General features: G+C 73.1%; 21 protein-coding genes. 14 read left to right on the top strand and 7 right to left on the bottom strand.

Annotated elements, in window-relative coordinates:
* The first annotated feature begins 52 nt into the window (after window positions 1–52).
* From ACZ4WH_RS04100 to ACZ4WH_RS04065, 8 genes are all read left to right on the top strand, one after another.
* Window positions 53–994, top strand: a complete 942-nt coding sequence (locus tag ACZ4WH_RS04100; RefSeq protein WP_468176366.1) for a Zn-ribbon domain-containing OB-fold protein — start codon at window positions 53–55, stop codon at window positions 992–994.
* Complete coding sequence (locus tag ACZ4WH_RS04095; RefSeq protein WP_468176364.1) at window positions 991–2061, top strand: thiolase domain-containing protein; 1071 nt, start codon at window positions 991–993, stop codon at window positions 2059–2061. Before ACZ4WH_RS04100 ends, ACZ4WH_RS04095 begins: the two co-directional genes overlap by 4 nt.
* Window positions 2058–3224 (top strand): thiolase domain-containing protein, encoded by a 1167-nt coding sequence (locus ACZ4WH_RS04090; RefSeq protein WP_468176362.1) that lies wholly within the window; start codon window positions 2058–2060, stop codon window positions 3222–3224. The genes ACZ4WH_RS04095 and ACZ4WH_RS04090 overlap by 4 nt, the downstream gene beginning before the upstream one ends.
* Before the next feature lie 115 nt (window positions 3225–3339).
* Entirely contained in the window at window positions 3340–3582 is a 243-nt protein-coding gene (locus ACZ4WH_RS04085; RefSeq protein ID WP_103816026.1) for a DUF397 domain-containing protein, read from the top strand.
* A 172-nt stretch (window positions 3583–3754) separates the two neighbouring features.
* The gene (locus tag ACZ4WH_RS04080) at window positions 3755–4657 is read left to right on the top strand and encodes a universal stress protein (RefSeq protein ID WP_468176360.1); all 903 of its coding nucleotides are present in this window, start codon (window positions 3755–3757) and stop codon (window positions 4655–4657) included.
* 356 nt (window positions 4658–5013) lie between these two features.
* Window positions 5014–6270, top strand: a complete 1257-nt coding sequence (locus tag ACZ4WH_RS04075; RefSeq protein WP_468176358.1) for an extracellular catalytic domain type 1 short-chain-length polyhydroxyalkanoate depolymerase — start codon at window positions 5014–5016, stop codon at window positions 6268–6270.
* 140 nt (window positions 6271–6410) lie between these two features.
* The gene (locus ACZ4WH_RS04070) at window positions 6411–7886 is read left to right on the top strand and encodes a 3-hydroxybutyrate oligomer hydrolase family protein (protein ID WP_468176356.1); all 1476 of its coding nucleotides are present in this window, start codon (window positions 6411–6413) and stop codon (window positions 7884–7886) included.
* Between the two features lie 58 nt (window positions 7887–7944).
* Entirely contained in the window at window positions 7945–8442 is a 498-nt protein-coding gene (locus ACZ4WH_RS04065) for a glycosyltransferase family protein (RefSeq protein WP_014670824.1), read from the top strand.
* Window positions 8443–8493: 51 nt separating this feature from the next.
* On the opposite strand, the gene ACZ4WH_RS04060 is transcribed toward ACZ4WH_RS04065, so the two are convergent.
* Together ACZ4WH_RS04060 and ACZ4WH_RS04055 are read right to left on the bottom strand one after the other, a co-directional pair.
* Window positions 8494–10464, bottom strand: coding sequence for an N-acetylmuramoyl-L-alanine amidase (locus tag ACZ4WH_RS04060; RefSeq protein WP_468176354.1), 1971 nt, complete (start codon window positions 10462–10464; stop codon window positions 8494–8496).
* Window positions 10465–10729: 265 nt separating this feature from the next.
* Entirely contained in the window at window positions 10730–11875 is a 1146-nt protein-coding gene (locus ACZ4WH_RS04055) for an aminoglycoside phosphotransferase family protein (protein ID WP_468176352.1), read from the bottom strand.
* A 343-nt stretch (window positions 11876–12218) separates the two neighbouring features.
* On the opposite strand from ACZ4WH_RS04055, the gene ACZ4WH_RS04050 reads away from it, so the two are divergent.
* Entirely contained in the window at window positions 12219–13715 is a 1497-nt protein-coding gene (locus tag ACZ4WH_RS04050; RefSeq protein ID WP_468176350.1) for a DNA-binding protein NsdB, read from the top strand.
* 47 nt (window positions 13716–13762) lie between these two features.
* On the opposite strand, the gene ACZ4WH_RS04045 is transcribed toward ACZ4WH_RS04050, so the two are convergent.
* A complete protein-coding gene (locus tag ACZ4WH_RS04045; RefSeq protein ID WP_468176348.1) occupies window positions 13763–15193 on the bottom strand; it encodes a PP2C family protein-serine/threonine phosphatase in 1431 nt (476 codons plus the stop codon).
* 346 nt (window positions 15194–15539) lie between these two features.
* Here ACZ4WH_RS04045 and ACZ4WH_RS04040 point away from each other — a divergent pair, with 346 nt between their 5' ends.
* Both ACZ4WH_RS04040 and ACZ4WH_RS04035 read left to right on the top strand, forming a co-directional pair.
* Window positions 15540–15953 (top strand): SsgA family sporulation/cell division regulator, encoded by a 414-nt coding sequence (locus ACZ4WH_RS04040; RefSeq protein ID WP_468176346.1) that lies wholly within the window; start codon window positions 15540–15542, stop codon window positions 15951–15953.
* A 125-nt stretch (window positions 15954–16078) separates the two neighbouring features.
* The gene (locus ACZ4WH_RS04035; RefSeq protein WP_468176344.1) at window positions 16079–16291 is read left to right on the top strand and encodes a phospholipase domain-containing protein; all 213 of its coding nucleotides are present in this window, start codon (window positions 16079–16081) and stop codon (window positions 16289–16291) included.
* 66 nt (window positions 16292–16357) lie between these two features.
* On the opposite strand, the gene ACZ4WH_RS04030 is transcribed toward ACZ4WH_RS04035, so the two are convergent.
* Window positions 16358–17383, bottom strand: coding sequence for a Gfo/Idh/MocA family protein (locus ACZ4WH_RS04030; protein WP_468176342.1), 1026 nt, complete (start codon window positions 17381–17383; stop codon window positions 16358–16360).
* 66 nt (window positions 17384–17449) lie between these two features.
* Window positions 17450–18544 (bottom strand): baeRF3 domain-containing protein, encoded by a 1095-nt coding sequence (locus tag ACZ4WH_RS04025; RefSeq protein WP_468176340.1) that lies wholly within the window; start codon window positions 18542–18544, stop codon window positions 17450–17452.
* A gap of 165 nt (window positions 18545–18709) precedes the next feature.
* Here ACZ4WH_RS04025 and ACZ4WH_RS04020 point away from each other — a divergent pair, with 165 nt between their 5' ends.
* Both ACZ4WH_RS04020 and asnB read left to right on the top strand, forming a co-directional pair.
* Window positions 18710–19489 carry an alpha/beta fold hydrolase gene (locus tag ACZ4WH_RS04020; RefSeq protein WP_468176338.1) on the top strand — a complete coding sequence of 260 codons (780 nt, stop codon included), beginning with the start codon at window positions 18710–18712 and terminating at the stop codon, window positions 19487–19489.
* A 286-nt stretch (window positions 19490–19775) separates the two neighbouring features.
* Window positions 19776–21617 (top strand): asparagine synthase (glutamine-hydrolyzing), encoded by a 1842-nt coding sequence (gene asnB, locus ACZ4WH_RS04015; RefSeq protein WP_468176336.1) that lies wholly within the window; start codon window positions 19776–19778, stop codon window positions 21615–21617.
* A gap of 5 nt (window positions 21618–21622) precedes the next feature.
* Here the strand turns inward: asnB and ACZ4WH_RS04010 are convergent, their stop codons facing one another.
* Both ACZ4WH_RS04010 and ACZ4WH_RS04005 read right to left on the bottom strand, forming a co-directional pair.
* Complete coding sequence (locus ACZ4WH_RS04010; RefSeq protein ID WP_468176334.1) at window positions 21623–22147, bottom strand: DUF4232 domain-containing protein; 525 nt, start codon at window positions 22145–22147, stop codon at window positions 21623–21625.
* 189 nt (window positions 22148–22336) lie between these two features.
* Window positions 22337–23941: an alpha/beta hydrolase gene (locus ACZ4WH_RS04005; RefSeq protein ID WP_468176332.1), complete on the bottom strand. Its 1605-nt coding sequence runs from the start codon at window positions 23939–23941 to the stop codon at window positions 22337–22339.
* Window positions 23942–24225: 284 nt separating this feature from the next.
* On the opposite strand from ACZ4WH_RS04005, the gene ACZ4WH_RS04000 reads away from it, so the two are divergent.
* Entirely contained in the window at window positions 24226–24930 is a 705-nt protein-coding gene (locus ACZ4WH_RS04000) for a chaplin (protein WP_468176330.1), read from the top strand.
* Window positions 24931–25021: the final 91 nt, after the last annotated feature.

Genomic DNA, 25021 nt, shown 5'->3' with positions numbered 1-25021 from the left:
CGCGCCCCTGCCGGGGCGCCTTCACCCGCCGACATCCGAGGAGGCACCCCCGATGCCCGAAGTCCTCAAAGCCCCACTCGTCGTGGAGTTCCCCTTCACCCGCTCCCTCGGCCCCGTCCAGAGCGCCTTCCTCACCGGCCTGCGCGAACGCGTCGTCCTCGGCGTGCGCACCACCGACGGCCGCACCCTCGTCCCGCCCGTCGAGTACGACCCCGTCACCGCCGAGGAGATCCGCGACCTGGTGGAGGTAGCCCCCACCGGCACGGTCACCACCTGGGCCTGGAACCACGCCCCCCGCCGCGGCCAGCCCCTCGCCACGCCCTTCGCCTGGGTCCTGGTGCGGCTCGACGGTGCCGACACCGCCCTGCTGCACGCCCTCGACGCCCCCGGCCCCGACGCCGTCCGCACCGGCATGCGCGTCCACGTCCGCTGGGCCGAGGAGCGCACCGGCGCCATCACCGACATCGCCTGCTTCACACCGTACGACGGGGCGCCCGCCGAACCGGGCGGTCACGGCGGCGCGTTCGAGAACCCGCTCACCGGCATCGTCGCCCCCGCCCGCCTCGACTACACCTACTCGCCCGGCCGCGCCCAGTCCGCCTACATCGACGCCCTCTCCGCACGGCGCATCGTCGGCGAACGCTGCCCGTCCTGCCGCAAGGTGTACGTCCCGCCGAGGGGTGCCTGCCCCACATGTGGGGTCGCCACAGCAGAACAGGTCGAAGTGGGTCCCCGCGGCACAGTCACCACCTTCTGCATCGTCAACATCAAGGCGAAGAACCTCGACATCGAGGTCCCGTACGTCTACGCCCACATCGCCCTCGACGGCGCCGACCTCGCCCTGCACGCCCGCATCGGCGGCATCCCCTACGACCAGGTCCGCATGGGCCTGCGCGTGGAACCGGTGTGGACCGAGGGCGCCCGCCACCCCGACCACTACCGGCCCACCGGCGAACCCGACGCGGCCTACGAGACGTACAAGGAGCTGCTGTGACCAGCGAGGAAGCTCCCGGCCCCCGGGACATCGCCGTCGTCGCCTTCGCCCAGACCGACCACCGGCGCTCCACCCAGGAGTCCTCCGAGGTGGAGATGCTCATGCCGGTCCTGCACGACGTCCTGGCCCGGACCGGCCTGAGGACCGCCGACATCGGCTTCACCTGCTCCGGCTCCAGCGACTACCTCGCCGGCCGCGCCTTCTCCTTCACCCTCGCCCTCGACGGCGTCGGCGCCTGGCCGCCGATCTCCGAGTCGCACGTCGAGATGGACGGCGCCTGGGCACTGTACGAGGCCTGGACCAAGCTGCTCACCGGTGACGCCGACACCGCGCTCGTCTACTCCTACGGCAAGTGCTCGCCCGGCTCCGTCCGCGACGTCCTCACCCGCCAGCTCGACCCGTACTACGTCGCCCCCCTGTGGCCGGACGCCATAGCCCTCGCCGCCCTCCAGGCCCAGGCACTCATGGACGCCGGACACACCGACGAACCCGCGCTCGCCGCCGTCGGCGCCCGCAGCCGCTCCGACGCCACCGCCAACCCCCACGCCCAGCTCACCGGCCGCGTACCGCAGGGCGACTACGTGGTACGGCCGCTGCGCACCGGCGACTGCCCGCCCATCGGCGACGGCGCCGCCGCCGTGATCCTCGCGGCCGGGGAGCGGGCCCGCCGGCTCTGCGAGCGGCCCGCCTGGATACGGGGCATCGACCACCGCATCGAGGCACACGGCCTGGGCGTGCGCGACCTCACCGACTCACCCTCCACCCGGCTCGCCGCCGAGAAGGCGGGCGCCTTCGAACGGCCCGTCGACACCGCCGAACTGCACGCGCCGTTCACCTCCCAGGAAGTGATCCTGCGCCGGGCCCTCCGCCTCGACGACAGCGTGCGCGTCAACCCCTCCGGCGGCGCCCTCGCCGCCAACCCGGTCATGGCCGCCGGACTGGTCCGCATCGGCGAGGCCGCCGCCCGCATCCACCGCGGCGCCTCCGACCGCGCCCTCGCCCACGCCACCTCCGGCCCCTGCCTCCAGCAGAACCTGGTCGCCGTACTCGAAGGGGATCCACGATGAGCAAGGAACCCGTGGCCGTCGTCGGGATCGGCCAGACCAAGCACGTGGCCGCCCGCCGGGACGTGTCGATCGCCGGACTCGTCCGCGAGGCCGCCGGGCGCGCCCTCGCCGACGCGGAGTTGACGTGGGCCGACATCGACGCCGTCGTCATCGGCAAGGCGCCCGACTTCTTCGAGGGCGTGATGATGCCCGAGCTGTATCTCGCCGACGCGCTCGGCGCGGTCGGCAAACCCATGCTGCGGGTGCACACCGCGGGCTCCGTCGGCGGCTCCACCGCGCTCGTCGCCGCGAACCTGGTCGCCGCCCGCGTCCACGGCACGGTTCTCACCCTCGCCTTCGAAAAACAGTCCGAGTCCAACGCCATGTGGGGTCTGTCCCTGCCCATCCCCTTCCAGCAGCCCCTGCTCGCCGGGGCCGGCGGCTTCTTCGCCCCCCATGTGCGCGCCTACATGCGGCGCAGCGGCGCCCCCGACACCATCGGCGCCCTCGTCGCACACAAGGACCGGCGCAACGCCCTGAAGAACCCCTACGCCCACCTCCACGAACACGACATCACCCTGGAAAAGGTGGTGGCGTCACCCATGTTGTGGGACCCCATTCGCTACTCCGAGACCTGCCCGTCCTCCGACGGCGCCTGCGCCATGGTCCTCACCGACCGCGCCGGAGCCGCCCGCGCCCCCCGGCCGCCCGCCTGGCTGCTCGGCGGCGCCATGCGCAGCGAACCCACCCTGTTCGCAGGCAAGGACTTCGTCTCCCCGCAGGCCGGCAAGGACTGCGCCGCCGACGTCTACCGGCAGGCCGGCATCGCCGACCCGCGCCGGGACATCGACGCCGCCGAGCTGTACGTGCCGTTCTCGTGGTACGAGCCCATGTGGCTGGAGAACCTGGGCTTCGCCGCGGAGGGCGAGGGCTGGAAGCTCACCGAGTCCGGCGCGACCGAGCTGGACGGGGACCTGCCCGTCAACATGTCGGGCGGCGTGCTGTCCACCAACCCCATCGGCGCCTCCGGCATGATCCGCTTCGCCGAGGCCGCCCTCCAGGTGCGCGGCCAGGCCGGAGAACACCAGGTGGACGGCGCCCGCAGGGTGCTCGGGCACGCGTACGGCGGCGGCTCCCAGTTCTTCTCCATGTGGCTCGTGGGCGCCGAGCCCCCCGACTCCTGACGGTCCCGCCGGAGCGACCGGCCCGCCTCTCGGAGGGCTCTCCCCGCATGCCCTGTCCGCCGGAGCGGCCGGTCGCTAGGCTGACCGCGGACGACGAACCGGGAGGAGCAGGGACGTGGCCGAGAGCACCATCCAGCAGCAGCCGCTCGCGGGCTGGGACAAGCCGGAGCTGGACCTCAGCAAGGCCGAGTGGCAGTCCAGCAGCCGCGGTCTGGGCGATGTCCAGATCGCCTTTGTCGAGGGCTTCATCGCGATGCGCAACAGCGGCCGGCCGGAGAGCCCCTCCCTGATCTTCACCCCCGCGGAATGGGGCGCCTTCGTCTCCGGGGCGCGGGAGGGCGAGTTCGACCTCACCTGACGGTTCCTCCGAAGCCGCACCCGGACCGGCCCGTTCCTCGCCGCACCTCACCTGAACCGGGGGTGTTCCGGCCGGATTCCCGGACACGCGACCAGCAGCGCCCTGCGGGGGCCGGACCTGAGCGAGGCTGACCCCAGCACGGGGAAGGTCCTGTTCCGGAGGTGAGGTAAGGATGAACGCTGCGCCGGTCATCGCCGCGGTCGACGGTTCCGCGGACAGCCTGCGCGCCCTGGACTGGGCCCTGGACGACGCCCGCCGCCGCGCGGCACCGCTGCGCGTGGTGCACGTACGGCAGTACGCCGCCTGGGGCCAGGCCGACGTACTGGTCGCCGGGCCGCCCCGGGCGGAGGGCGATCCGGTGCTCGACGAGGTGCGCGGCCGGCTCGCGGGCCACGCCGGGACACCGGCCGTGGAGTACGTCGCCCTGGAGGGCGTACCGGGTGCCGTCCTGCCCGAACTGGGCAGTGACGCCCAGCTGCTGGTGCTCGGCTCCCGGGGCCGTGGAGGCTTCGCCAGCCTGCTGCTCGGCTCCAACGGCCTCGCCGCCGCCCGGGACGCCGAGTGCCCGGTGATCGTCGTACCCCGGCCGGGCCGCGAGGTGCACGGGGAGGGACCGGCCGAGCCCGGGCCGCGGGTCGTCGTCGGCCTGCACGTCGACAGCCCCGACGAGTCCGTCCTCGCCTTCGCGTTCGCCGAGGCCGCCCTGCGCGACGCCCGGCTCCAGGTGATCGCCGCCTATCCGTGGCCGGTGCAGACCTGGTCGGCGCCCGGCCAGCTGGTGCCGCCCCTGGTCGACCAGGACGCCGTGGAGAACGAGACCCGCACCCTCGCCGAGGGCTTCCTCGCCCCGCACCGCGAGCGGCACCCCGAGGTACGCGCCGACGCCGAGGCGCTGCCCGGCGACGCGGCCGGCCACCTGGTCGCCGCCTCGAAGGACGCCGACCTGGTCGTCGTCGGCCGCCACCGGCGCCGGCTGCTCGCCCCGGCCCGCATGATGGGCTCGGTCACCCAGGCCGTGCTGCTGCACGCGGCGAGCCCCATCGCGGTGGTGCCGCCGGCCCCTCCACAGGAGTGAGCCCGGAGGAGCGGCGACAGGGGAGTGCGGCTGGGCAGCGAGGTCGGCGAAACGCAGGTCGGCTCAGTGAGGCCGCGGGGTGAGGTTGGCTCAGTGAGGTCGAGAGGGTGACGTTGGCTCAGTGAGGCCGGCCGAGTGATGCCAGGGGCCGAGTCGGCGTAGCAGACCGCACCTCGCTCCGCAATCCGTCCGATGCCGACGGACGTCCCCACCGCTGTGGTGCACCACGCCATGGTGCCCGGACACACCCGAACCTATGGTTCCGGCACCCCCGGCTGGTTCCGCCGTCCTCGGCGCGCCAGGCGCCACCCCTGCGCGGGAGCGGCCGGGACCGTGTGTCCACCGAAGGAGCCGCCATGCCACTGCCCCCGTTCAGCAGGGCGCCCGGAGCGCCACCACGGGCCCGCCCGCTGTCTCGCCTCCTGCCCCGCCTTCTCGCCGTCCTCGCCGTCGTCCTCGGCACCGCGCTCGCCGGCCCCGCACCCGAGGCCCGCGCCGCCGTCACGCTCACCAGGGTCAGCGACTTCGGGTCCAACCCGGGCGCCCTCACCATGTACGTGTACCGGCCCGCCACCCTCCCGGCCCACCCGCCGGTGGTCGTGGCCCTGCACGGCTGCACGCAGAGCGCCCAGGTCTACGCCGACAACTCCGGGCTGCCGCAACTCGCCGACCGCGACGGCTTCCTGCTGGTGCTCGCCGAGACCGGCACCGCCAACAACGCGAGCAAGTGCTTCAACTGGTTCCAGGCCGGCGACAACCGGCGCGGCCAGGGCGAGGCCCTGTCCGTCCGGCAGATGGTGAGCCAAGCCGTCACCGCCTACGGCGCCGACCCGCAGCGCGTCTATGTCACCGGTCTGTCCGCCGGCGGCGCGATGACCGCTGTCATGCTCGCCGCCTACCCGGACGTCTTCTCGGCGGGCGCGGTCGTCGCCGGCCTGCCCTACGACTGCACCAAGGACAACAGCCCCTACACCTGCATGAACCCCGGCGTCGACCTGAGCCCGGCCGCGTGGGCCCAGCGGGTGCGCGACGCCTACCCGTCGTACGGCGGGCCGTGGCCGCGCGCGGCCATCTGGTACGGCGACCAGGACACCACCGTCGCACCGCGCAACGCCACCGAGCTGCGCGACCAGTGGACGGCCCTGCACGGCCTGTCCCAGACGCCCACGCGCACGACGACGATCGGGCCGGACGCCACCCGGCAGGACCAGTACCTGGCCGCCGACGGCACGGTCGCCGTCGAGGTCGACCGGGTCCCGGGCATCGGGCACGGCACCCCGGTCGACCCGGGCACCGGCAGCGAACAGTGCGGCAGCACCGCAGCCCCGTACTTCCTGGACTCCATCTGCTCCAGCCGCTGGATCGCCCGGTTCTTCGGCCTGGACACCAGCGACCCCGGCGGCTCGGACCCGGACCCGGGCGGCGGCACCGCCGCCTGCTGGACGGCGAGCAACTACGCCCATGTACAGGCGGGACGGGCCACCACCAGCGGCGGCTACACCTACGCCAACGGCTCCCAGCAGAACATGGGCCTGTACAACACGTTCGTCACCCACACCCTGAAGGAGTCGCCCCCGGGCTACTTCACCCTCGCCGACACCGGCTGCCCCTGACAGCACGTCAGCGAGCCAATAGAGCCGCCATGGTGGCCGACGCCGTCGAAGGCGCCGTCATCATGGCGGCCCCACACATGTCCGGAACCCCCACACCGCCCCTAGCCTCCAGCGCGTCCCCAACCCGCCGGAGGAACCACATGCTTCCCCACCACACGTCACCGCCCGCACCGCCCGCACAGCCCGGCCTGTCCGGCCGCTCGGGACGGCGCACCCGGCCCGGTCGGCGTACCACGCTGGGCGCGCTCTCGCTCGCCGCCGTCTGCTCCCTCCTGGCCACCCCAGCCACCGCGGCACCCGCCGACCCGGGCGCGGCGGACGCCCACTGCACCGGCCGCGCCCGGCTGCACGTCCCCGGCGCCGCCAGCCAGCAGGCCGACTGCCTGGACGAGCTGACCACCGCCGGGACCGTGGCCACCGGCCACACCGATCCTGCCGACTACGCGGGCCTCACCCCCAAGGACCTGCCCACGCCCAACGGCGTCCCCGGCATCCAGATCGACGGCTACTTCCCGGACACCTCCACCACCAACACCAACCACGGCTGGCACCACGACTCCCAGTTCGTCATCCGGCTGCCCGACCACTGGAACGGCGGCCTGGTGGTCGCCGGCACCCCGGGCAACCGCGAGCAGTACGCGAACGACCGGGCCATCGCCGACTGGGTGCTCGCCCGTGGCTACGCCTACGCCGCCACCGACAAGGGCAACACCGGCACGGCCTTCTACCGCGACGGCCGCCAGCCCGGCGACGCCATCGCCGAATGGAACACCCGCCTCACCCAGCTCACCCGCGCCGCCCGCAGCGTCGTCACCCAGCGCTATCGGCGGCCCCCGGCCCGCACCCTCGCCACCGGCATGTCCAACGGCGGCTACCTGGTGCGCTGGCAGCTGGAGCACCACCCCGAGCTGTACGACGGCGGAGTCGACTGGGAGGGCACCCTCTGGCGCACCGACGGCCCCAACCTGCTCACCTTCCTGCCGGCCGCGCTGCGCCACTACCCCGCCTACGCCGCCGGCGGCCCCGGCGCCGCAGAAGCCGAGGCGGCGCTGCACCGGGCCGGCTTCCCGGCCGGCTCCGAGTTCCTGTGGCCCTACCACCACCAGGTCTACTGGGACCTCACCCAGCGGATCTACCGCGAGGAACTCGACCCCGGCTACGACGGCGACACCGAGGCGGGCACCCCGTACTGCGCCTCCGGCACCCCCGCCTGTGACGCCGACTACGCCTACCCGGCCCGGCCCGACTCCGTCCACCGGGCGGTCGACCGCATCGCGCTCACCGGACGCATCGGCAAGCCCCTGATCACCCTCCAGGGCACCCTCGACGTGCTGCTGCCGATCAGCCAGGACTCCGACGTCTACGCGCGCATGGTCCACCAGGCCGGACGTGGCTCCCTGCTGCGCTACTACCGCATCGAGGACGGCACCCACACCGACTCGCTCGCCGACGTCTTCCCCGACCGGCTCCGCCCGATGGTGCCCTGCCACCGCTCCGCCTTCACGGCCCTGGAACGCTGGGTCTCCGGAGCCGCCCGCCCGCCCGCCGACCGCACCGTCGCCCGTCCGGCCGACGCGGACCCGGCCAGCCTGCTCACCAGCTGCCCCCTGCGCTAGCCGATCTCCCGGGCGCCCACAGGTCACCCACCGGAGCACAGGCACGTACCATGGCCGCATGTCGTTCCTCCGCCGCCGCAGCGCGACCCCCGCCGGACCCGACTTCGACGTGCTGGCCATGGACCCGGGCGACTGGCCGGGCAACCTCGGCGCGGGCCTGCTGCCCGCCCCCGACGGCACCTGCCAGGGCGTCTTCCTGCGTTACGACCTGTTCGGCGGACGCGGCCCCGCCATGATCATCGGCAACCTCCCGGAGGGCTCCCCGGCCCGCGACGTCGCCGAGGGGGAGATCCCCTTCGAGGTGGGGCAGCTGCTGCTGGCGCTGGAGAACGACGAGGAGGTCACCGTCGTCGGCGTCGAGGACACCCCGGTGCTCCAGGGCGACAACCTCCTCATCGTGCGGCGGCTGAAGCTCTCCGAGAGCCGGATCTCCTGCGTCCAGTTCGACCGCAGCGACGGCGTCCTCGTCACCATCGCCGCCTGGGACCGCCCCATCACCGACGACCTCTACGCCCTGCTGAAGCCGCTCCCGGCGGAGCTTTTCCAGCAGGGCTGAGATCAGGGACGGGCCGGGGTGAGGGCCGGGGTGAGACACCCCGGCCGTCGGCTAACGGGGCGAGCCTTCGAGCGTCACGTCCGCCGCACGGACGAACCCGACCCGGTGGCCGTACTGGATCTCGTAGTACAGGTCCTTGCCCACCACCACCCGGTGCGAGTCGGGGGTGAAGGTGACCGCGTAGTAGTACTCGCCCGGCACCTCGTCACCGACCACGTACGTCTGCCCGGCCGGGATCGTGTAGGGCAGCGGCACCACCGACTGGGCGGGGACGCCCGCCGGATAGGCCTCCTTCTCCGGGTAGGCGCGGCCGTACACCGGGACGCTCGCCAGGCCGTCCCTCGGCGTCACCACGAGGCCCTTCGCCGGTACGGCCGTCGGGTCCTCGACCGGGTTCTGGAACCAGGCCTTCTGCCCCAGGTACCAGATGGCCGTCCAGTCGCCCCAGTGGTCGGCCACCGCGTACTGCTGGCCGGTGGAGACCCGTGAGGACAGATCGTTCACCCCGTCGGTCGGGTCCGTCTTCAGGCCGATGTCCTTGACCAGCGGGGCGGTCACGTCGTGGTCCGTGTACAGCCGCACCTCGCTGGAGCCGTGCGCCGTGCACGGCTCGCCCTTGGTGTTGCAGCCGGTGTACACGGGCCGGTTCGAGGCGTAGTCCGGCAGGATCGTCACCATGCCGGCGTGCCGGCCGGCCGTGGGCCGGAACGGGTGGCCGAGCAGCTGGAAGTAGTGCCGCCAGTCCCAGTACGGGCCGGGGTCCGTGTGCATCCCCGGGACGGTGGACGCGGTCGGGCCGGGCACGTTGTCGTGGCCCAGGATGTGCTGCCGGTCCAGCGGGACGTCGTACGTCCGGGCGAGGTACCGCACCAGCCGCGCCGAGGACCGGTACATCGCCTCCGTGTACCAGGCGTCCGGCGAGGCGAGGAAGCCCTCGTGCTCGATGCCGATCGACTTGGCGTTGACGTACCAGTTGCCCGCGTGCCAGGCCACGTCCTTGCCCTTGACGTGCTGGGCGATCAGACCGTCGGTGGAGCGGATCGTGTAGTTCCAGGACACATAGGTGGGGTCCTGGATGAGGTTCAAGACCCCGTCCCAGGCGCCCTCCGTGTCATGGATGACGATGTACTTGACGCTCTGCGACGCCGGGCGGTCGCCGAGGTCGTGGTTGCCGTAGTCGTTGTCCCCGAACTCCTCGTAGGGTGCCGGGACCGACACGCAGGACACCGACTTCGGGCACTCGGTGCCGTCCGTGGACAGGGTGCGCAGGCCGGTCCGCTCCAGCTGGCCGGTGTCGGCGGTCAGCCGCGGCTGGGCGGCCAGGGCCACCAGCTGGCCGTCGTCCGTGACGCGCTCCTCGCCGGTGCGCAGCACGTCGTACACGTCGTCGGCGTACGCGGCGGCGGTCGCCGTGTCGTCGGCGCCGGAGAACCGGGCCACCGCGCCGTACCAGTCGGCCGGGTCGGCGCTCAGCGGCTCGCCCAGCTCCTTCTGCGCGGCGGCGAGCAGGGCGGCGCCGCCCGCCACGTTCGCCGCCGGGTCGGTGCGCAGCTCCTCGGCCGGGAGGCCGGTCAGCTCCGCGGCCCTCGGCAGCGTCTTCAGACGGGCCGGGACCGCCGGCTCGGCCGGCACCTCGACGGCGGGGTGCAGCGCGGAACGGGCGCTGTCGCCCCGGGCGTCCTCCTTCCCCTCGGCGAAGTGCTCGGTGGTGGCGAGCGCGGTCCGGGCGTCGGTGAGGTGCATCGGGCCGTAGCCGCCGGTCACGCTCGGCGCGCCGCCGTGCCGGTCCCAGCGGGACTGGAGGTAGGAGACGGCCAGCAGGACGCTCTGCGGCACGTGGTAGTCGGCCGCCGCGGTCGCGAACGCGTGCTGCAACCGGTGAGTCGAGGAATCCGTGGCGGTGGGGGCCGGGGCCGCGCCGAGCAGGGGCAGCAGCAGGGCCGCGGAGGCGAGCGGGACGGCGGTCCGCCGCAGACGTCTGTGGCCGGGTGTGGACGTGGGGTCGGTGGCGGATCCTCGCAATGCGGCCTCCTGTGACGGGCGGAGCGTGGCGGGGCGTACGGCGCCGAGCTGGGTCAGTGGTACCGGCTTGCCGACGATCCGTCAATGATGCCTTCGGGACGGCGATTTCCCATGTCACGGAGGGTTTACGGCGAGTTTCGCGGCGGCGGCGCGCGGGCCTGCGGGGCGTCACTGGCATACACCAGTGGCTGTCGACTCCCGCACCCGTCCCCGAAGGTCCGCGGTGCGCCGCCGCTCAGGGCGCACCGCGGAGCCGTCGTCCCCGTCAGCGAGTGCCGACCGCCGCGCGGACGGCCTTGCGGGCCATCTGGCAGTCGTCGTGCAGCCGCCTGAGCAGCAACCGCTGTTCCTCGCCGGACGGCGCGGCACCCGGGTGGGTCGTGGCCGGTGCCGCCGGGGCCGTCTCGTGCATCGAACGCTGCACGGCCGTCTCGTAGGTACGGATCTCCCGGGTGAGCAGGAGCATCAGGTTCACCAGGAAGGCGTCCCGGGAGGCCGGGCCCGCCGACTGGGCGATCTGGCTGATCTGCCGCCGGGCCATCGGCGCGTCCCCGAGGACCAGCCACAGCGTCGCCAGGTCGTACCCCGGCAGATACCAGCCCGCGTGCTCCCAGTCCACCAGCACTGGACCGGCCGGTGACAACAGGATGTTCGACAGCAGGGCGTCGCCGTGGCAGAACTGGAGCATGCCGTGCCGGCCCACCTCGTGGGCGATGCCGTGCAGCAGCTTCTGAAGGTCGCCGAGGTCCCGGTCGGTGAGCAGGCCAAGCTCGTGGTACCGGGAGATCCGGGCCGCGTAGTCCAGCGGCATGTCGAAGGTGCCCGCCGTGGGCCGCCAGGCGTTCACCCGGCAGATCGCGCCGAGCGCGGCCCGGATGTCCGCGCGCGGCGGGGCCTCCGTCGGATGCCGCTGGAACGCCGCCGTCCGGCCCGGCATGCGCTCGATCACCAGCGTGCAGTTGTCCGGGTCCGCCGCGATCAGCCTCGGCACCCGGACCGGCGGCCGGTGCCGGACGAACGAGCGGTATGCGGCTATTTCCTGGCGGCTCCGCTCCGCCCAGGCCGGCGAGTGGTCCAGGAGACACTTGGCGACGGCCGTGCTGCGCCCTGTCGTCCCGACGAGGAGGACGGACCGTCCGCTGCGCCGCAGGACCTGCACCGGGGCGAACTCCGGGCAGATCCGGTGCACCGAGGCGAGCGCGGTGCGTAGCTGCGCGCCCTGGGGACCGGACAAGTCCAGCCTTCCGCTGAGCGGTTGGGTGCCGGGCTGGCCCGGGACCCGTCGGGTCCGGCCCGCGACCGGCACGGGACCGCCCGGACGCGGTGCCGGGTCGAGGTAGGGCCCCCCGCCCGCCGGGCGGGGGCGCAGCGGCCGGGGCGGGGCGGACACGGAGGACGATGCTGCGTACATGGGAGAAACAGATCCCTTCGTGTGCCTGCGGTGCCTGCCTGTGCGTCCGCGTCCCGAACTCATGCTCACGTTCTGTGCCCCGTGAGCGTGGTTCCGGAAGCGTGCGCCCACCCGGCCCGGCCGTCCGGGTACACCCTGGGGAATGTGCCCGTCATGCCCGCCGTGCTCGGCCGTATACGGCCGTCATATGCGGGTGGCGACCGGGTCGGGGTGGCGCGTTCCTACCTGACACCCGATCGCCGGTGGCACACCATCTGGCGGACCCTGGCGAACCGTGGCGAATAGTCGCCCGGCAACCTCCACGGGGCTACTGTCAATTCAGCCGAGAACCTGGGGGCTTGACGTGAGCGGACAACCCAACACCCGCCTTGCGGACCTGTTCGGCCTGGCCGGCTGGTCGAAGGGCGAACTCGCGAGGCTGGTCAACCGGCAGGCGGCGGCCATGGGCCACCCCCAGCTGGCGACCGACACCTCCCGGGTGCGGCGGTGGATCGACATGGGAGAGATCCCGCGCGATCCGGTGCCGCGGGTGCTGGCGGCCCTGTTCACCGAGCGTCTCGGCCGTGTCGTGACCATCGAGGACCTCGGTCTGGTACGGCACGGGCGTACGGGGAAACGGCAGAGCGACGGGATCGAGGAACATCCCGACGGTATGCCGTGGGCGCCCGAACGGACCGCCGCGGTCCTCACCGAATTCACGGGAATGGACCTCATGCTCAACCGACGCGGCTTGGTGGGCGCGGGTGCCGCGCTCGCCGCGGGATCCACACTCAGCAGCGCCATGTACGACTGGCTGCACACCGACCCGGCCCTCAAGGCCGACGCCCCTGTCCTCGACGACCCCCTGCACGCCGACCCCGCCGGGTTCGACCGCTACGAGGCCGCCCCCATCGGGTCCCAGGAGATCGAGGAGCTGGAGCGCTCGGTCGAGGTGTTCCGCGCCTGGGACGCGGCCCGTGGCGGCGGGCTTCAACGCAAGGCGGTCGTGGGCCAGCTCAACGAGGTGGGCGGCATGCTCGCCTACCACCATCCAGCCCACCTCCAGCGGCGCCTGTGGGGCGTCGCGGCCAACCTCGCCGTCCTCGCGGGCTGGATGTCGCACGACGTCGGCCTGGAGCCCACGGCGCAGAAGTACTTCGTCATCGCCGCCCACGCCGCAAGAGAGGGCGGCGACCGGCCGCGCGCGGGGGAGGCGCTGTCCCGGGCGGCCCGGCAGATGGTGCACCTCGGCCGGCCGGACGACGCCCTGGACCTGATGAAGCTCGCCCAGTCCGGCGCGGGCGACCGCCTGCAACCGCGCACGAAGGCGATGTTCCACACCATCGAGGCCTGGGCGCAGGCGTCGATGGGCAAGGGCCAGGCGATGCGCCGCACGCTCGGGCGGGCGGAGGACCTCTTCGTCTCCGACCGGCAGGACGTGGAACCGCCGGACTGGATGCAGACCTTCAAGGACGAGGATCTGTACGGCATGCAGGCGCTCGCGTACCGCACGCTGGCGGAGTTCGACCCGGGCGCGGCCGCGCACGCCCAGTACTACGCGGAGAAGGCCCTCGCCCTGCGCGTCGACGGGCGGGAGCGGTCGAAGATCTTCGACCATCTGTCCATGGCGTCGGCCTGCTTCATCGCCGACGACCCCGAACAGGCCGACCGCTACGCCCGGCTGGCCCTGATGTCGATGGGCTCGAACTCCTCCCGGCGCACCTGGGACCGGCTGCGGCAGATGTACCGGCTGACCGCCGAGTACGCCGGCTATCCGAAGATCCACGAGCTGCGGGAGGAGATCAGGCTCGCCCTGCCCAAGCCGAGGGCCAAGGCGGACGGCAACAGCGCACAGGCATAGGGGGCCTGTGCGCTGCCCGACCCGACGGGTCGGTCATGTGGTGACCGTCAGGTCGTGACCTTGGCGACGAGCACGCACGCGTCGTCCTCGCGCCCGGCTCCGCCGAACTCCTCGACGACGGTTCGCACACAGTCCTGCGCGGTGCGCGCCGCGCCGAACCGTGGGGCGAGGCCGAGAAGCCGGTCCGCAGCCGCCGTCCTGCTGTGGCCCGACATCAGCCCGTCGGTGTGCAGGAGGAGCAGGTCGCCCGGGAGCAGGGTGACGACGGACTGTCCGTAGACGGCACCCGATGAGGCGCCGAGGAGGACGCCGTCCGGTGTGTTCAGCATGCGCCCCGTCCCGTCGCGGTACAGCAGCGGGGCGGGGTGTCCTGCCTGCGCCCAGACCAGCGTGCGGGTCTCGGGCCGGTAGCGGCAGCAGACGGCGCTGCCGAGCGCGGGCTGCACGGTGGTGTCGAGTAACTGGTCGAGCAGGGTGAGCAGCTGACCGGGCTCCGTGCCGGCCATCGCCATGCCGCGTACGGCGCCGAGCAGCGTTGCCATGCCGGAGGCGACGGCCACGCCCTGTCCGGTGAGGTCCCCGACGCTGAGCAGCGTCTGGCCGTCGGTCAGCTCCAGCGCGTCGTACCAGTCCCCGCCGATCGGGGTGGCGGTCGCGGCCGGGAGGCGGTGGGCCGCCAGGTCCAGCGTGCCCGGCCCCTGGCGCGGGAGCCGCAGGGAGCCGCGCCAGGGCGGCAGCACGGCTTCCTGTAGCTCTGCCGCGATCCGGTGCTCGGTCCGTTCCTGCCGGCGGTGGCGGTGCAGCGAGTCACGGGTCTCGCGTACCGTCCGCTGGCTGTGGCGCAGTTCGCTGACGTCGCGCAGTACGGCCCACATGGAGGTCGTGCCGCCGTCGGCGCCGAGCACCGGCTCGCCCATCATGTGCACGGTCCGGACGGAGGCGTCGGGCCGTACGACACGGAACTCGCCGTCGATCGGCTTGGCGTCGACCAGGCAGTCCGTGACCATCGCGGTGAGCCTCGGCCGGTCCTCGTCCAGGACCAGGCTGGGCAGCTCGTCCAGGGTGAGGGCGGGGCGGGCCGGGTCGAGGCCGAGGATCTGGTAAAGCTCGCCGGACCAGGTGGCCTCGTCCGTCAGCAGGTTCCACTCGGCGCTGCCGACGCGGCTGAGCAGCGAGCCGCTCGGGGCGGCGGCCGGCGCGGCCCGGACGGCGGGCGGCGCGGCGGGCTCGGCCGGTGCGGGCGGCGGGCCGTCCCGCAGCTGGGCCAAGTGGGCGTCGAGGTCGTCCAGTTGGTGCAGGGCGAGGTCGTACAGGGCGCGCTGCCAGCGCTCCTCGGGGTCCGCACCGTTGCTCCGGGTGTCCCGCCGTACGGCGTCCACGTCACCCTTGAGCCGCCGCGCCTGCGTTATCAGCGCCTCGACCGAGCCGCGCCCGGGCGGCTGGGCGGCTGGGTGGTCCGCGGAGACTGGGGACGGCATGACGCACTCCGAGGGGGACGGTACGACGGGGACGACGGGGGACCAGCTATGACTGTTGCACAGCCCGCGACGCCCTGTAAGGGATTTGGCAACACACGATACGGTGGTGCTTCCGGCATATGCCAGAGTCTTCCCGGAGTGATCCGCGGGTACGAATGACGTACGCGTCGTGGTGGTCAAGTCGTAGGTGCCGTACGCGAGTTGGGTCAGGTGTTCGCTCCGGACGTGGCGCTCAAGCGTGTGTTCGACGCTTGTGTGTTCCAGGGCGGTGCGGAGCGGCCGGTACCTGCTGAACTCTGACCGGAATTGACGGCATGCGACAGGGCTTCGCGGACTCCTTAAGAGCATGGACATCACCGTCGAACAGCTCGCCGAGGCCCGGCTCATCACCGCCCAGGACCAGGAGGTCCCGGTGTCCGCCACTCTTCGCTACACCGCCGCCGACCCCCTCGCCGTGTTCGTGGACTTCCCGGCCGAGGCCGCGCTGCACGGCGAGGAGGTCACCTGGACCTTCGCGCGCACCCTGCTCGACCAGGGGCTGCGGGCCCCGGCCGGCCACGGGGACGTGCAGATATGGCCGTACGGCCGCACCCGGACGGTCGTGGAGTTCCACTCGCCGCACGGCATGGCCCTGCTGCTGTTCCCGGCGTCGGCCCTGCGGCGCTTCCTGGTGCGCACCTACGAGGTGGTGGCGAGCGGGCAGGAGGACGTGGCCGGGGTGGTGGAGCGCGGGCTGAGCGCGCTGTTCGGCGGGGTGTGAGGCGGCGCCGCACGCGCCGGGGCGTCCGGGCGCGGAACCATGGCACGGCCAGAGCACGACTTTGACTCGACCGGTTCCTGCGCCGCTTCGAGGGCGACGCCACGAAGGCGGGCAAGTCGGCGGAGGTGCGCATTCGTTACGCCGTGGAGCCCGGCACGGGCAAGCTCGCGGTCTACTTCACGATGACCAGCTCGGGCCTCTCGGCGGTGAGGTTCACCATCACCTCCACCAACTACCGCGACGACGGCCCCTGGACCTACACCGACGCCGCCGGTGCCTCGACGGAGGACTGGTTCAACCGGTCGCGTTCCAGAACGGCTGGTACGACTTCACGGTGACGGTCGCCTCCGACGCGAGCTGGTCGCGCCGGTTCACCGGGCGCCTGGAGACGGGCGCCGCCGGCGTCAGCGGCCGACCCCGGCGTACAGCTCCGGGCGCGGGGCGAGGTCGACGGCCACCCGGCCGCCCGTCTCCAGCGCCCGGACCCCCGCCTCGGCGACGACGGACGCCGCGTAGCCGTCCCAGACGTCCGGCCCGGTGACCTCCCCGCGCCGGGTCGCGTCCACCCACGCCTGAAGCTCACGGTCGTAGGCGTCGGCGAAGCGGACCAGATAGTCCTGCGCCACCTCCTCCCGGGCGGCGCCCCGCGAGGTGACCACCATGGTGTGCCCGTCGCCGATCCGGGCGCTGCCCGCCTCGCACACGGCCTCGCAGCGCACCTGGTAGCCGAAGCCGCAGTTCACGAAGACCTCCACGTCCACCAGGGCGCCCCGCTCGGTCTCGAACAGCACGAACTGCGGGTCGAGCAGGCCCTCGGGCGCGCCCGCGGCCGGCGCGGGCCGCAGCACGGTGACCGCCGTCAGCTCCTGCCCGAGCAGCCAGCGGGCCGCGTCGATCTCGTGGGAGACCGAGCTGTTGATCAGCATGGCGCTGGTGAAGCCGGCGGGGGAGGAGACGTTGCGGTGGGTGCAGTGCAGCATCAGGGGCCGGCCCAGGCCGCCCCCGTCCAGCAGGGCCTTCAGCCGCCGGTACTCGGCGTCGTAGCGGCGCATGAAGCCGATCTGCGTCAGCCGCCGGCCGAGCGCCGCCTCGGCCTCCACGACCCGCAGGGCACCGGCGGAGTCCGGCACCATGGGCTTCTCGCACAGCACCGGCAGCCGGCGGGCGAAGGCGGCCAGCAGCGCCTCCTCGTGCGCGGGGCCGGGGGAGGCGATCAGGACGGCCGCCACACCCGGCGCGTCCAGCGCTGCCACCGGGTCCGTGTGCACGCTGACCCCGTCGAGCCCGGCCACCGCTGACGCGGCCCGCTCGGCATCGGGGTCGGCCACCGCCGCGACCCTGGCTCCGCTGACCACCTGGTCGAGCCGTCGTATGTGATCGGCCCCCATGTGTCCGGCACCCAGTACCGCCACACCCAGCAGGTCACCCATGTGCGCGCTCCCTTACGCCGACGATCACGCCGTAGCGTACGCCGACGCAAGGGAGGCCCCGCAGGGTCAGTACCGCAGCACTCCCGCGATGCCGTGGGCGTCGCCCAGCGCGCCGTCGGGCACGAAGCGCACCTCGGCGCCCGTCTCCAGGCACTGCTCGACGATCTCGTCCACGATGTCGTCGCGGGCGTCCAGGTCGCCGGGTTCGGCGGGCATCAGATGCTCGCCGAGATCGCGGACGGTGGCCCGGAAGTTCTCCTCCACGGCCAGCAGCCGGACGCGGCCCTCGCGGGCGCTCTGCCACAGCTCGTCCAGACCCGCCGCGTACGTCCGGTGACCGCGCGCCGAGGTCAGCTCCTTGACCACGGTGGTGGTGTCCTTGCGGGACTCCTCCGCCAGCACCGGGCGCAGCGCCTGCCAGACCGCGTCGGGGCCCGCGTGGCCGAGGCCGCCGCGCGGGACGTGGACGGCGGCCTTGGTGATGCCGCCGACCTCGTCCAGCAGAGCCAGCGCCGCCTGCTCGCCCATGACGTAGAGCGGCCGGGGCTGCTCGCGCAGGACCGCGCTCATGGCGGTGTCCGCCTCGCGCAGGAACTGGCGGGTGCCCTCGTGGCGGAAGGTGCTCGGCGAATCGCCGATCTGCATCTGGCGCTCCGCGTCGAAGTTCTCCCGTCTGCGCACCAGCGGGAAGCCGCCGAAGTGTTCCTCCACGACCCGGTCCGGGCCGCCGCTCCACAGGGTGACGCGGTCCGCGGAGACGGACAGCACCCAGTAGGGCCGTTCGGCTGTGTGCGCGGCGACCAGGTTGCGGGTGAGGAAGGTGTCGGACAGCACCACCCGCTCGGGGACGGTCCGGGCCAGGGACCAGACCTGGTGCTCGCCCGGCGCGGCGAAGATCACCAGGCCGTCCTCGGCGTGCGTCAGGTCGACCTCCGCGAGGGCCCGGTCGAGCTGTGCCACGACGTCGGCGCGCCGCTCGCGGGTGACGGCGGGGTCGGACTCCAGGCGCCTGCGCGCCTCGGTCAGCGCGTTGCGCAGCCGGACGGGATCCTGGCCGCTTCCGCGTTCCCGACGGTGCGTCGGGGTCAGCACGGAGACCGCCGGATAGGGGCGCGGGCGCCGCAGTTCGGAGAGGGTCGCGGGACTCAGTGCGTGCTCCATGACACGACGATAGGGCGGATTCACCTTTACGGCATTCGGGGTAATCCGGGCCTCGCTGTCCTCGCTGTCCGCCGCCGGGATTCCCGGCGGACAGCGGTGACGCGGGCCTTGCGGCCGGTTACCGTACTCGTCAGTAACCGAGCGTGCCACACCCAGGAGGCCTTCATGCCGCAGCTCGACGTCGACGGAGCGACGCTGGCGTACGACGACGAGGGTCCGCGCGACGCGGCGGAGGTGCCCGTGGTGTTCGTGCACGGCTGGACCGCGAACCGGCACCGCTGGGACCACCAGATGGCGCACTTCTCCGCGCGGCGCCGGGCGATCCGGCTGGACCTGCGCGGACACGGCGAGAGCACGGGTGCCGGGGTGCGGACCGTCGCCGAGCTGGCGCGGGACGTCGTCGCGCTCCTCGACCATCTCGGCGTGGAGCGGTGCGCGCTGGTCGGCCACTCGATGGGAGGGATGATCGCGCAGACCGTCGCCCTCGCGCACCCCGCGCGGCTGGAGCGGATGGTGCTGGTCAACTCCATCGGCCGGATGACCTACAGCCGCGGCCGGGGCCTGCTGATGGCGGCCTCCACCCTGGTGCCGTTCCGGCTGTTCGTGGCCGCCAACATCCGACGCGCCTTCGCGCCCGGCCATCCGCGCGAGGAGATCCGTGCGCACGTCCGGGCCTCCGCCGCCACCCCGCGCGAGGTCGTGATGACGCTCTACGGCGCGATGCGGGCCTTCGACGTCCTGGACCGGGCCGGGGAGGTCGCCGTGCCGACCCTGATGGTGCACGGCTACCACGACGTCCAGCTGCCGGTGCGGCAGATGCTCCGGCTGGCCAAGGCCTACCCGGACGCGGTCGTCCGCATCCTGGACGCGGGGCACGAGCTGCCGGTGGAGAAGCCGGCCGAACTGACCGGGGTGCTCGACTCGTTTCTGGCCGCGAAGCCGTAGCGAGGGTGTAACGCCCTGACTGTTTGAGGAAGTTTTTGCCTGGGCCGGTTCCTGTCGCCGTATGCCCGGTGCTGGGCCTGTCCACGGATTTTGCTGAGGCAAAACGCGGCCGAAATCGTGGGGCGGGAGCCCGTGTCGTGTTACGGCCGCGTTGACTCGGTCGACCGCCTGACGGAGGCTCGTCATATAGGTGCCCGATACAACTGGTTTGCCGGCCGGTCGTCCGCGACCGCGAAAACGCAGGTGAGCGAGGGGCCGACGGGCATCCCGAGGCAGGAGGTAGCGCATGTGCGGCATCACCGGATGGGTCTCCTTCGACCGTGATCTGACGGCCGAGGCCACCACATTGCATGCGATGACCGAGACGATGGCCTGCCGAGGGCCGGACGACCGGGGCACCTGGGCCGAGGGCCCCGCCGCCCTGGGACACCGCCGGCTCGCCATCATCGACCTCCCCGGCGGCCGTCAGCCGATGTCCGTGCCGACCCCCGAGGGCACCGTCGCCCTCGTCTACTCCGGGGAGGCCTACAACTTCACCGAGCTGCGCCGGGAACTCACGGACCGGGGCCACCGGTTCACCACCGACTCCGACACCGAGGTGGTGCTGCACGGCTATCTGGAATGGGGTGACGCGGTCGCCGAACGGCTCAACGGCATGTACGCGTTCGCCGTGTGGGACGGCCGCCACGGCAAGCTGGTGATGATCCGCGACCGCATGGGCATCAAGCCGTTCTACTACCAGCCCACCGCCGACGGCGTCCTGTTCGGCTCCGAACCCAAGGCGATCCTCGCCAACCCGCTGGTCCGGCCCCGCGTCACGCTGGACGGACTGCGCGAGCTGTTCGTCATGATCAAGACGCCGGGCCACGCCTTCTGGGACGGCATGCGCGAGGTGGAGCCCGGCACGGTCGTCACCGTCGACCGCTCCGGCCTGTCCACCCGCGTGTACTGGCGCCTGGAGACCCGGCCGCACACCGACGACCGCGACACCACCATCGCCACCGTGCGATCGCTCCTCGACGACATCGTCCGCCGCCAGCTGGTCGCCGACGTGCCGCGCTGCACACTGCTCTCCGGCGGCCTCGACTCCTCCGCCATGACCGCGCTGGCCGCCCGGCAACTCGCCGCGCACGGCGAGAAGGTGCGCAGCTTCGCCGTCGACTTCGTCGGCCAGACCGACAACTTCGTCGCCGACGAACTGCGCGGCACCCCCGACACACCCTTCGTGCACGACGTGGCCCGGCTCGCCGGCACCGACCACCAGGACATCGTGCTCGACGCCGAGGCCCTCGCCGACCCCGCCGTACGCGCCCAGGTCATCCGGGCCCGCGACCTGCCGTCGGGGCTCGGCGACATGGACAGCTCGCTGCTTCTGCTGTTCCGCGCCATCCGGGAGAAGTCCACGGTGGCCCTGTCCGGCGAGTCCGCCGACGAGGTCTTCGGCGGCTACCTCCAGTTCTTCGACGAGGAGGCGCGCCGCGCCGACACCTTCCCGTGGCTGACGACCATGAGCCGCCACTTCGGCGAGGACGCCGGCGTGGTGCGCGCCGACCTCGCCAAGTCCCTGGACCTGGAGAGCTATGTCGCCGACGGCTACCGCACCGCCGTCACCGGCATCGACCGGCTGGACGGCGAGAGCGGCTTCGAGTTCCGGATGCGGCAGATCAGCCACCTGCACCTGACCCGCTTCGTGCGCATGCTGCTCGACCGCAAGGACCGCATGAGCATGGCTGTCGGACTGGAGGTCCGGGTGCCGTTCTGCGACCACCGGCTGGTCGAGTACGTCTACAACGCGCCCTGGGCCCTGAAGTCCTTCGACGGCCGGGAGAAGAGCCTGCTGCGGGAGGCGGCGGCGGACGTCCTGCCGCGCTCGGTGTACGAGCGCGTCAAGAGCCCGTACCCGTCCACGCAGGACCCCCGGTACGCCCGCGCCCTCCAGGAGCAGACCAAGGAACTGCTCGCCCGGCCCTCCCACCCCGTCTTCGACCTCGTGGACCGGGACCGGGTCCGGCAGGCCGCCGAAGGCGAGGCGCCGGTCAGCACCCAGGCGGCCCGGCGCGGCCTGGAGCGCACCCTGGACCTCGCGGGGTGGCTGGACCTCTACTCGCCCGAGCTGGTGCTCGACTGAGCCGGTCAGCCGAGGCCGATGGCGCGGTCCGCGGCCGCCGCCGACCGCTGCCACCACGTCGTCACCGGCTCCCAGACGAGCACCTGGCGCCCGGTGCCGAGCCGCCCCGCGGTGAAGGAGCGGCCCCAGTGCGCGGCCGACGCCGCCACCCCGACTCCCACCACCCGGCGGGCCTCCGGGTCCGCCGGGTCGGCGATGGTCCGCACGTCGGCGTAGGCCGTGCCGCCCGCCGCGAGCCGGTAGGTGCCCGTACCGCCCTCCGGCACCGGCAACGCGATCCCGTCCAGGTCCCCGAAGGTCACCGTGGGCACCCGGTCGACGACACACGCGCCTGTGCCGTGGTTGGTGACGCTGGTGCGCAGCACGGTCGGCCGGCCGGTCACGGCCTTCGCCCTGATCGTCAGCGCCTTCTCGGCGCAGCGGGCGGGCCGGTCCTGGCCGGTGGCGGCCTGGCTCTGCGGCGCGGTCAGCAGCAGGGCCGCCGCGGCGGCCGAGGCGGCGGGTACGGCGATGGCGGCGCGGATGCGCATGACGGGCTCCCTGTCGCGGTCACATACGGGATACGGCGGGATAGGGCGGGACACGGCGGCCTGGGCACGCCTTGTCGAGTGGGACGGCCGGGGCGGCCGGGAGGTTGCCCCGGTGCGTGGCATTCACCCGGATGAGCCACATCTGGCACCGGCGGCGCAGGGGGACCGGCGGCCGATCGCATGCGGCCCTCAGCCGGCGCTGTCCGAGGCGACACGCTCGCGGGTCGCGTCGGCCGGGCAGGAACTGCCGCTCGCGGGCAGCGAGCCGTACAGCAGGAAGTCATTGACCTTGCGGTGCACACACATGGAGGACGAGTACCCGGTGTGGCCCTCGCCCTTGTTGTCGAGCACCACCGCCGACGGGCCGAGCCGGTGTGCCGTCTCCACGGTCCACCGGTACGGCGTCGCCGGATCGCCGCGCGTGCCGACGAGCAGCATCTTCGCCGAGCGCACGTTCTTCACCTGGTCGCGGATGAAGTCGGTGCCCTTGGGCCGGCCGTAGCACAGCAGCAGCTGGGTGAGCCGGTAGCGGCCGAAGACCGGCGAGGCCTCGTCGTACGCGGCCCGCAGATCCTTCATGTCCTGGGTGAGCCGGGCCCCGGTGGGCCGGTCGGGATCGTCCGCGCAGTTGATCGCCATCAGCGCGGCCGGCAGGTTGTCCGCCGGGACGTCCTGGGCGTCGACCAGCCCGCCGTCCGGCCGGTGCGGCTCCCGGGGCAGGCCGATGCCGCCCGTGGCGAAGGCCAGGACGCGACGGGTGTCGCCGTCCTCGATCAGCGAGGCCAGCGCCCGCTCCAGCGAGGGCCACAGCTCCCTGCTGAACAGCGCCTGTCCGATGGCGCCCACCAGGTCCTGGCCGGAGAACGAGCCGCCGAAGTCCGTGGGCACCGGGTTCTCGTCGAGCGAGCGCACCAGCCGGATCACTTGGTCCCCGGCCGCGCGCCGGTCCTGCCCGAAGGGACAGCCGAGATCCGTCGTACACCAGTCCAGGAAGTCGTCCAGCGCCGTCTGCTGCCCCTCGGCCCCCGCAATCCCCTGCTCGGCCAGCGACTCGGTCAGCGTGTCCACGCCGTCCAGGACGACCCGGCCGACCTTGCCGGGGAACTGTGCCGCGTACACCGCGCCGAGCCGGGTGCCGTAGGAGAAGCCGAGGTAGTTGAGCTGGTCGTCGCCGAGTGCCTGGCGGATGACGTCAAGGTCACGGGAGGCGTTCACGGTGCCGATGTGGGGCAGCACCGGGCCGGAGAACCGGGCGCACTGGTCGGCGGCCTGCCGCAACCGCTTGAGCAGCGTCTGCGGACGGCTGATGTCGGCGTCCTTCTCCGTCACGGCCGACGCCGCGTCGCTGCCCTCGCCGCAGCTGACGGGGGAGGACCGGCCGACCCCGCGCGGGTCGAAGGTCACCACGTCGTAGCCCTTGGTCAGGTCCATGAACTGTTTGCCCTCGGCGGCCAGCTCGGGGATGCCGGGGCCGCCCGGGCCGCCGAAGTTCAGCAGCACCGAGCCGCGGGACGGCCCGCTGGCGCGGTAGCGGGCCAGCGCCACGTCGAGCGTGCCGGCGCGTGGCCGCGCGTAGTCGAGCGGGACGGTGACCTTCGCGCACTGGAGGTCCTTCGGGATGTCCGCCCCCTGACAGGCGGTCCAGGTGAGCTTCTGCCGGTAGAACCGGGACAGGTCGGGCTGCGGCTGGTCGGCGGCAGCCGCGGGCAGCCCGGCTCCGAGCAGCGCGAGGACGAGGGCCGAGGCACCCGCGCAGCGCCGCACGGCGGGCCGTGTGGACAGCTTGGCCAGCATCGTTCGCCTCCCGGGGCGCCCGCCGCGGACCGGGGACGGCGCCCTCGGATCACCATAAGCGGGCCCCGGACGGCCCGCCTCCGGACGGGGCGAGGCGGCGTCCGCCGGTGTACTCTGCGCGGCCTCCCTGCCCCGTTGGTGATCTTTCACCGGCTTTACATGCAGTTCGATAACAGTGCCGCTCGATGGGGTGAAAGACCGATTAGCCATAACTCTGATGGTTCGCCTGCGTTTTACGTGGTGCGGGTGAGTGCTCGCGATGATGTCTGGAAGGCAGGGAACCTATGAGACGGGCTACCCGAAACGGTGTGATCGCCGTCGCCGCCGCGTCCGGCGCGATGGCCGTGGCGCTGCCGGTGTCCGCCGCCTTCGCGGCGGGCGGGGCGGACGCCCAGGGCTCGGCGGCCGGCTCCCCCGGGCTGGTCTCCGGCAACGGCATCCAGCTGCCGGTGCATGTGCCGGTGAACGTCTGCGGCAACACGGTGAACGTCGTGGGGCTGCTCAACCCGGCCGCGGGCAACACGTGCGCGAACACCGGCGGCGGGAAGAGCGGCGGCACGGGGAAGGGCAGTGGCACGGGTAAGTCCGGGACATCGGCCACGTCCGGCGGGGCCACCGCGCACGGCGGCGCCCAGGACTCGCCCGGGGTGCTCTCGGGCAACGGCGTCCAGCTTCCCGTCGACCTGCCGGTCAACGTCAGCGGGAACAGCGTCAACGTCGTCGGCATCGGCAATCCGGCCCACGGCAACCAGTCGGTCAACGGCGACGAGCCGACCCGGCCCCCGCAGACCCCGGCCCCGACGCACCGGGCCCCGAAGCCCCCGGCTCCCGCCCGGTCCCACCCCGCCCCCCACATCCCGCGCCCGGTGGCCTCCACGCTGGCCCACACCGGAGCGGACGTGGCGACCCCGGCCATCGCCGGCAGCGCCGCGCTCCTCCTCACCGGCGCCATCCTGTACCGCCGCTTCCGCCCGACCCGCCCCCACTGACACCCCCCGCGGGGGGGGGCCGGGGGGGGGGGGGGGGGGGGGGGGGGGGGGGGGGGGGGGGGAGAGGGGGGGGGGGGGGGGGAGAGGGGTG

Source organism: Streptomyces sp. NPDC029138 (assembly GCF_055564375.1).
Note: the sequence above shows the minus strand (reverse complement) of the source record. Positions and strands in the feature narration are given on the sequence as shown.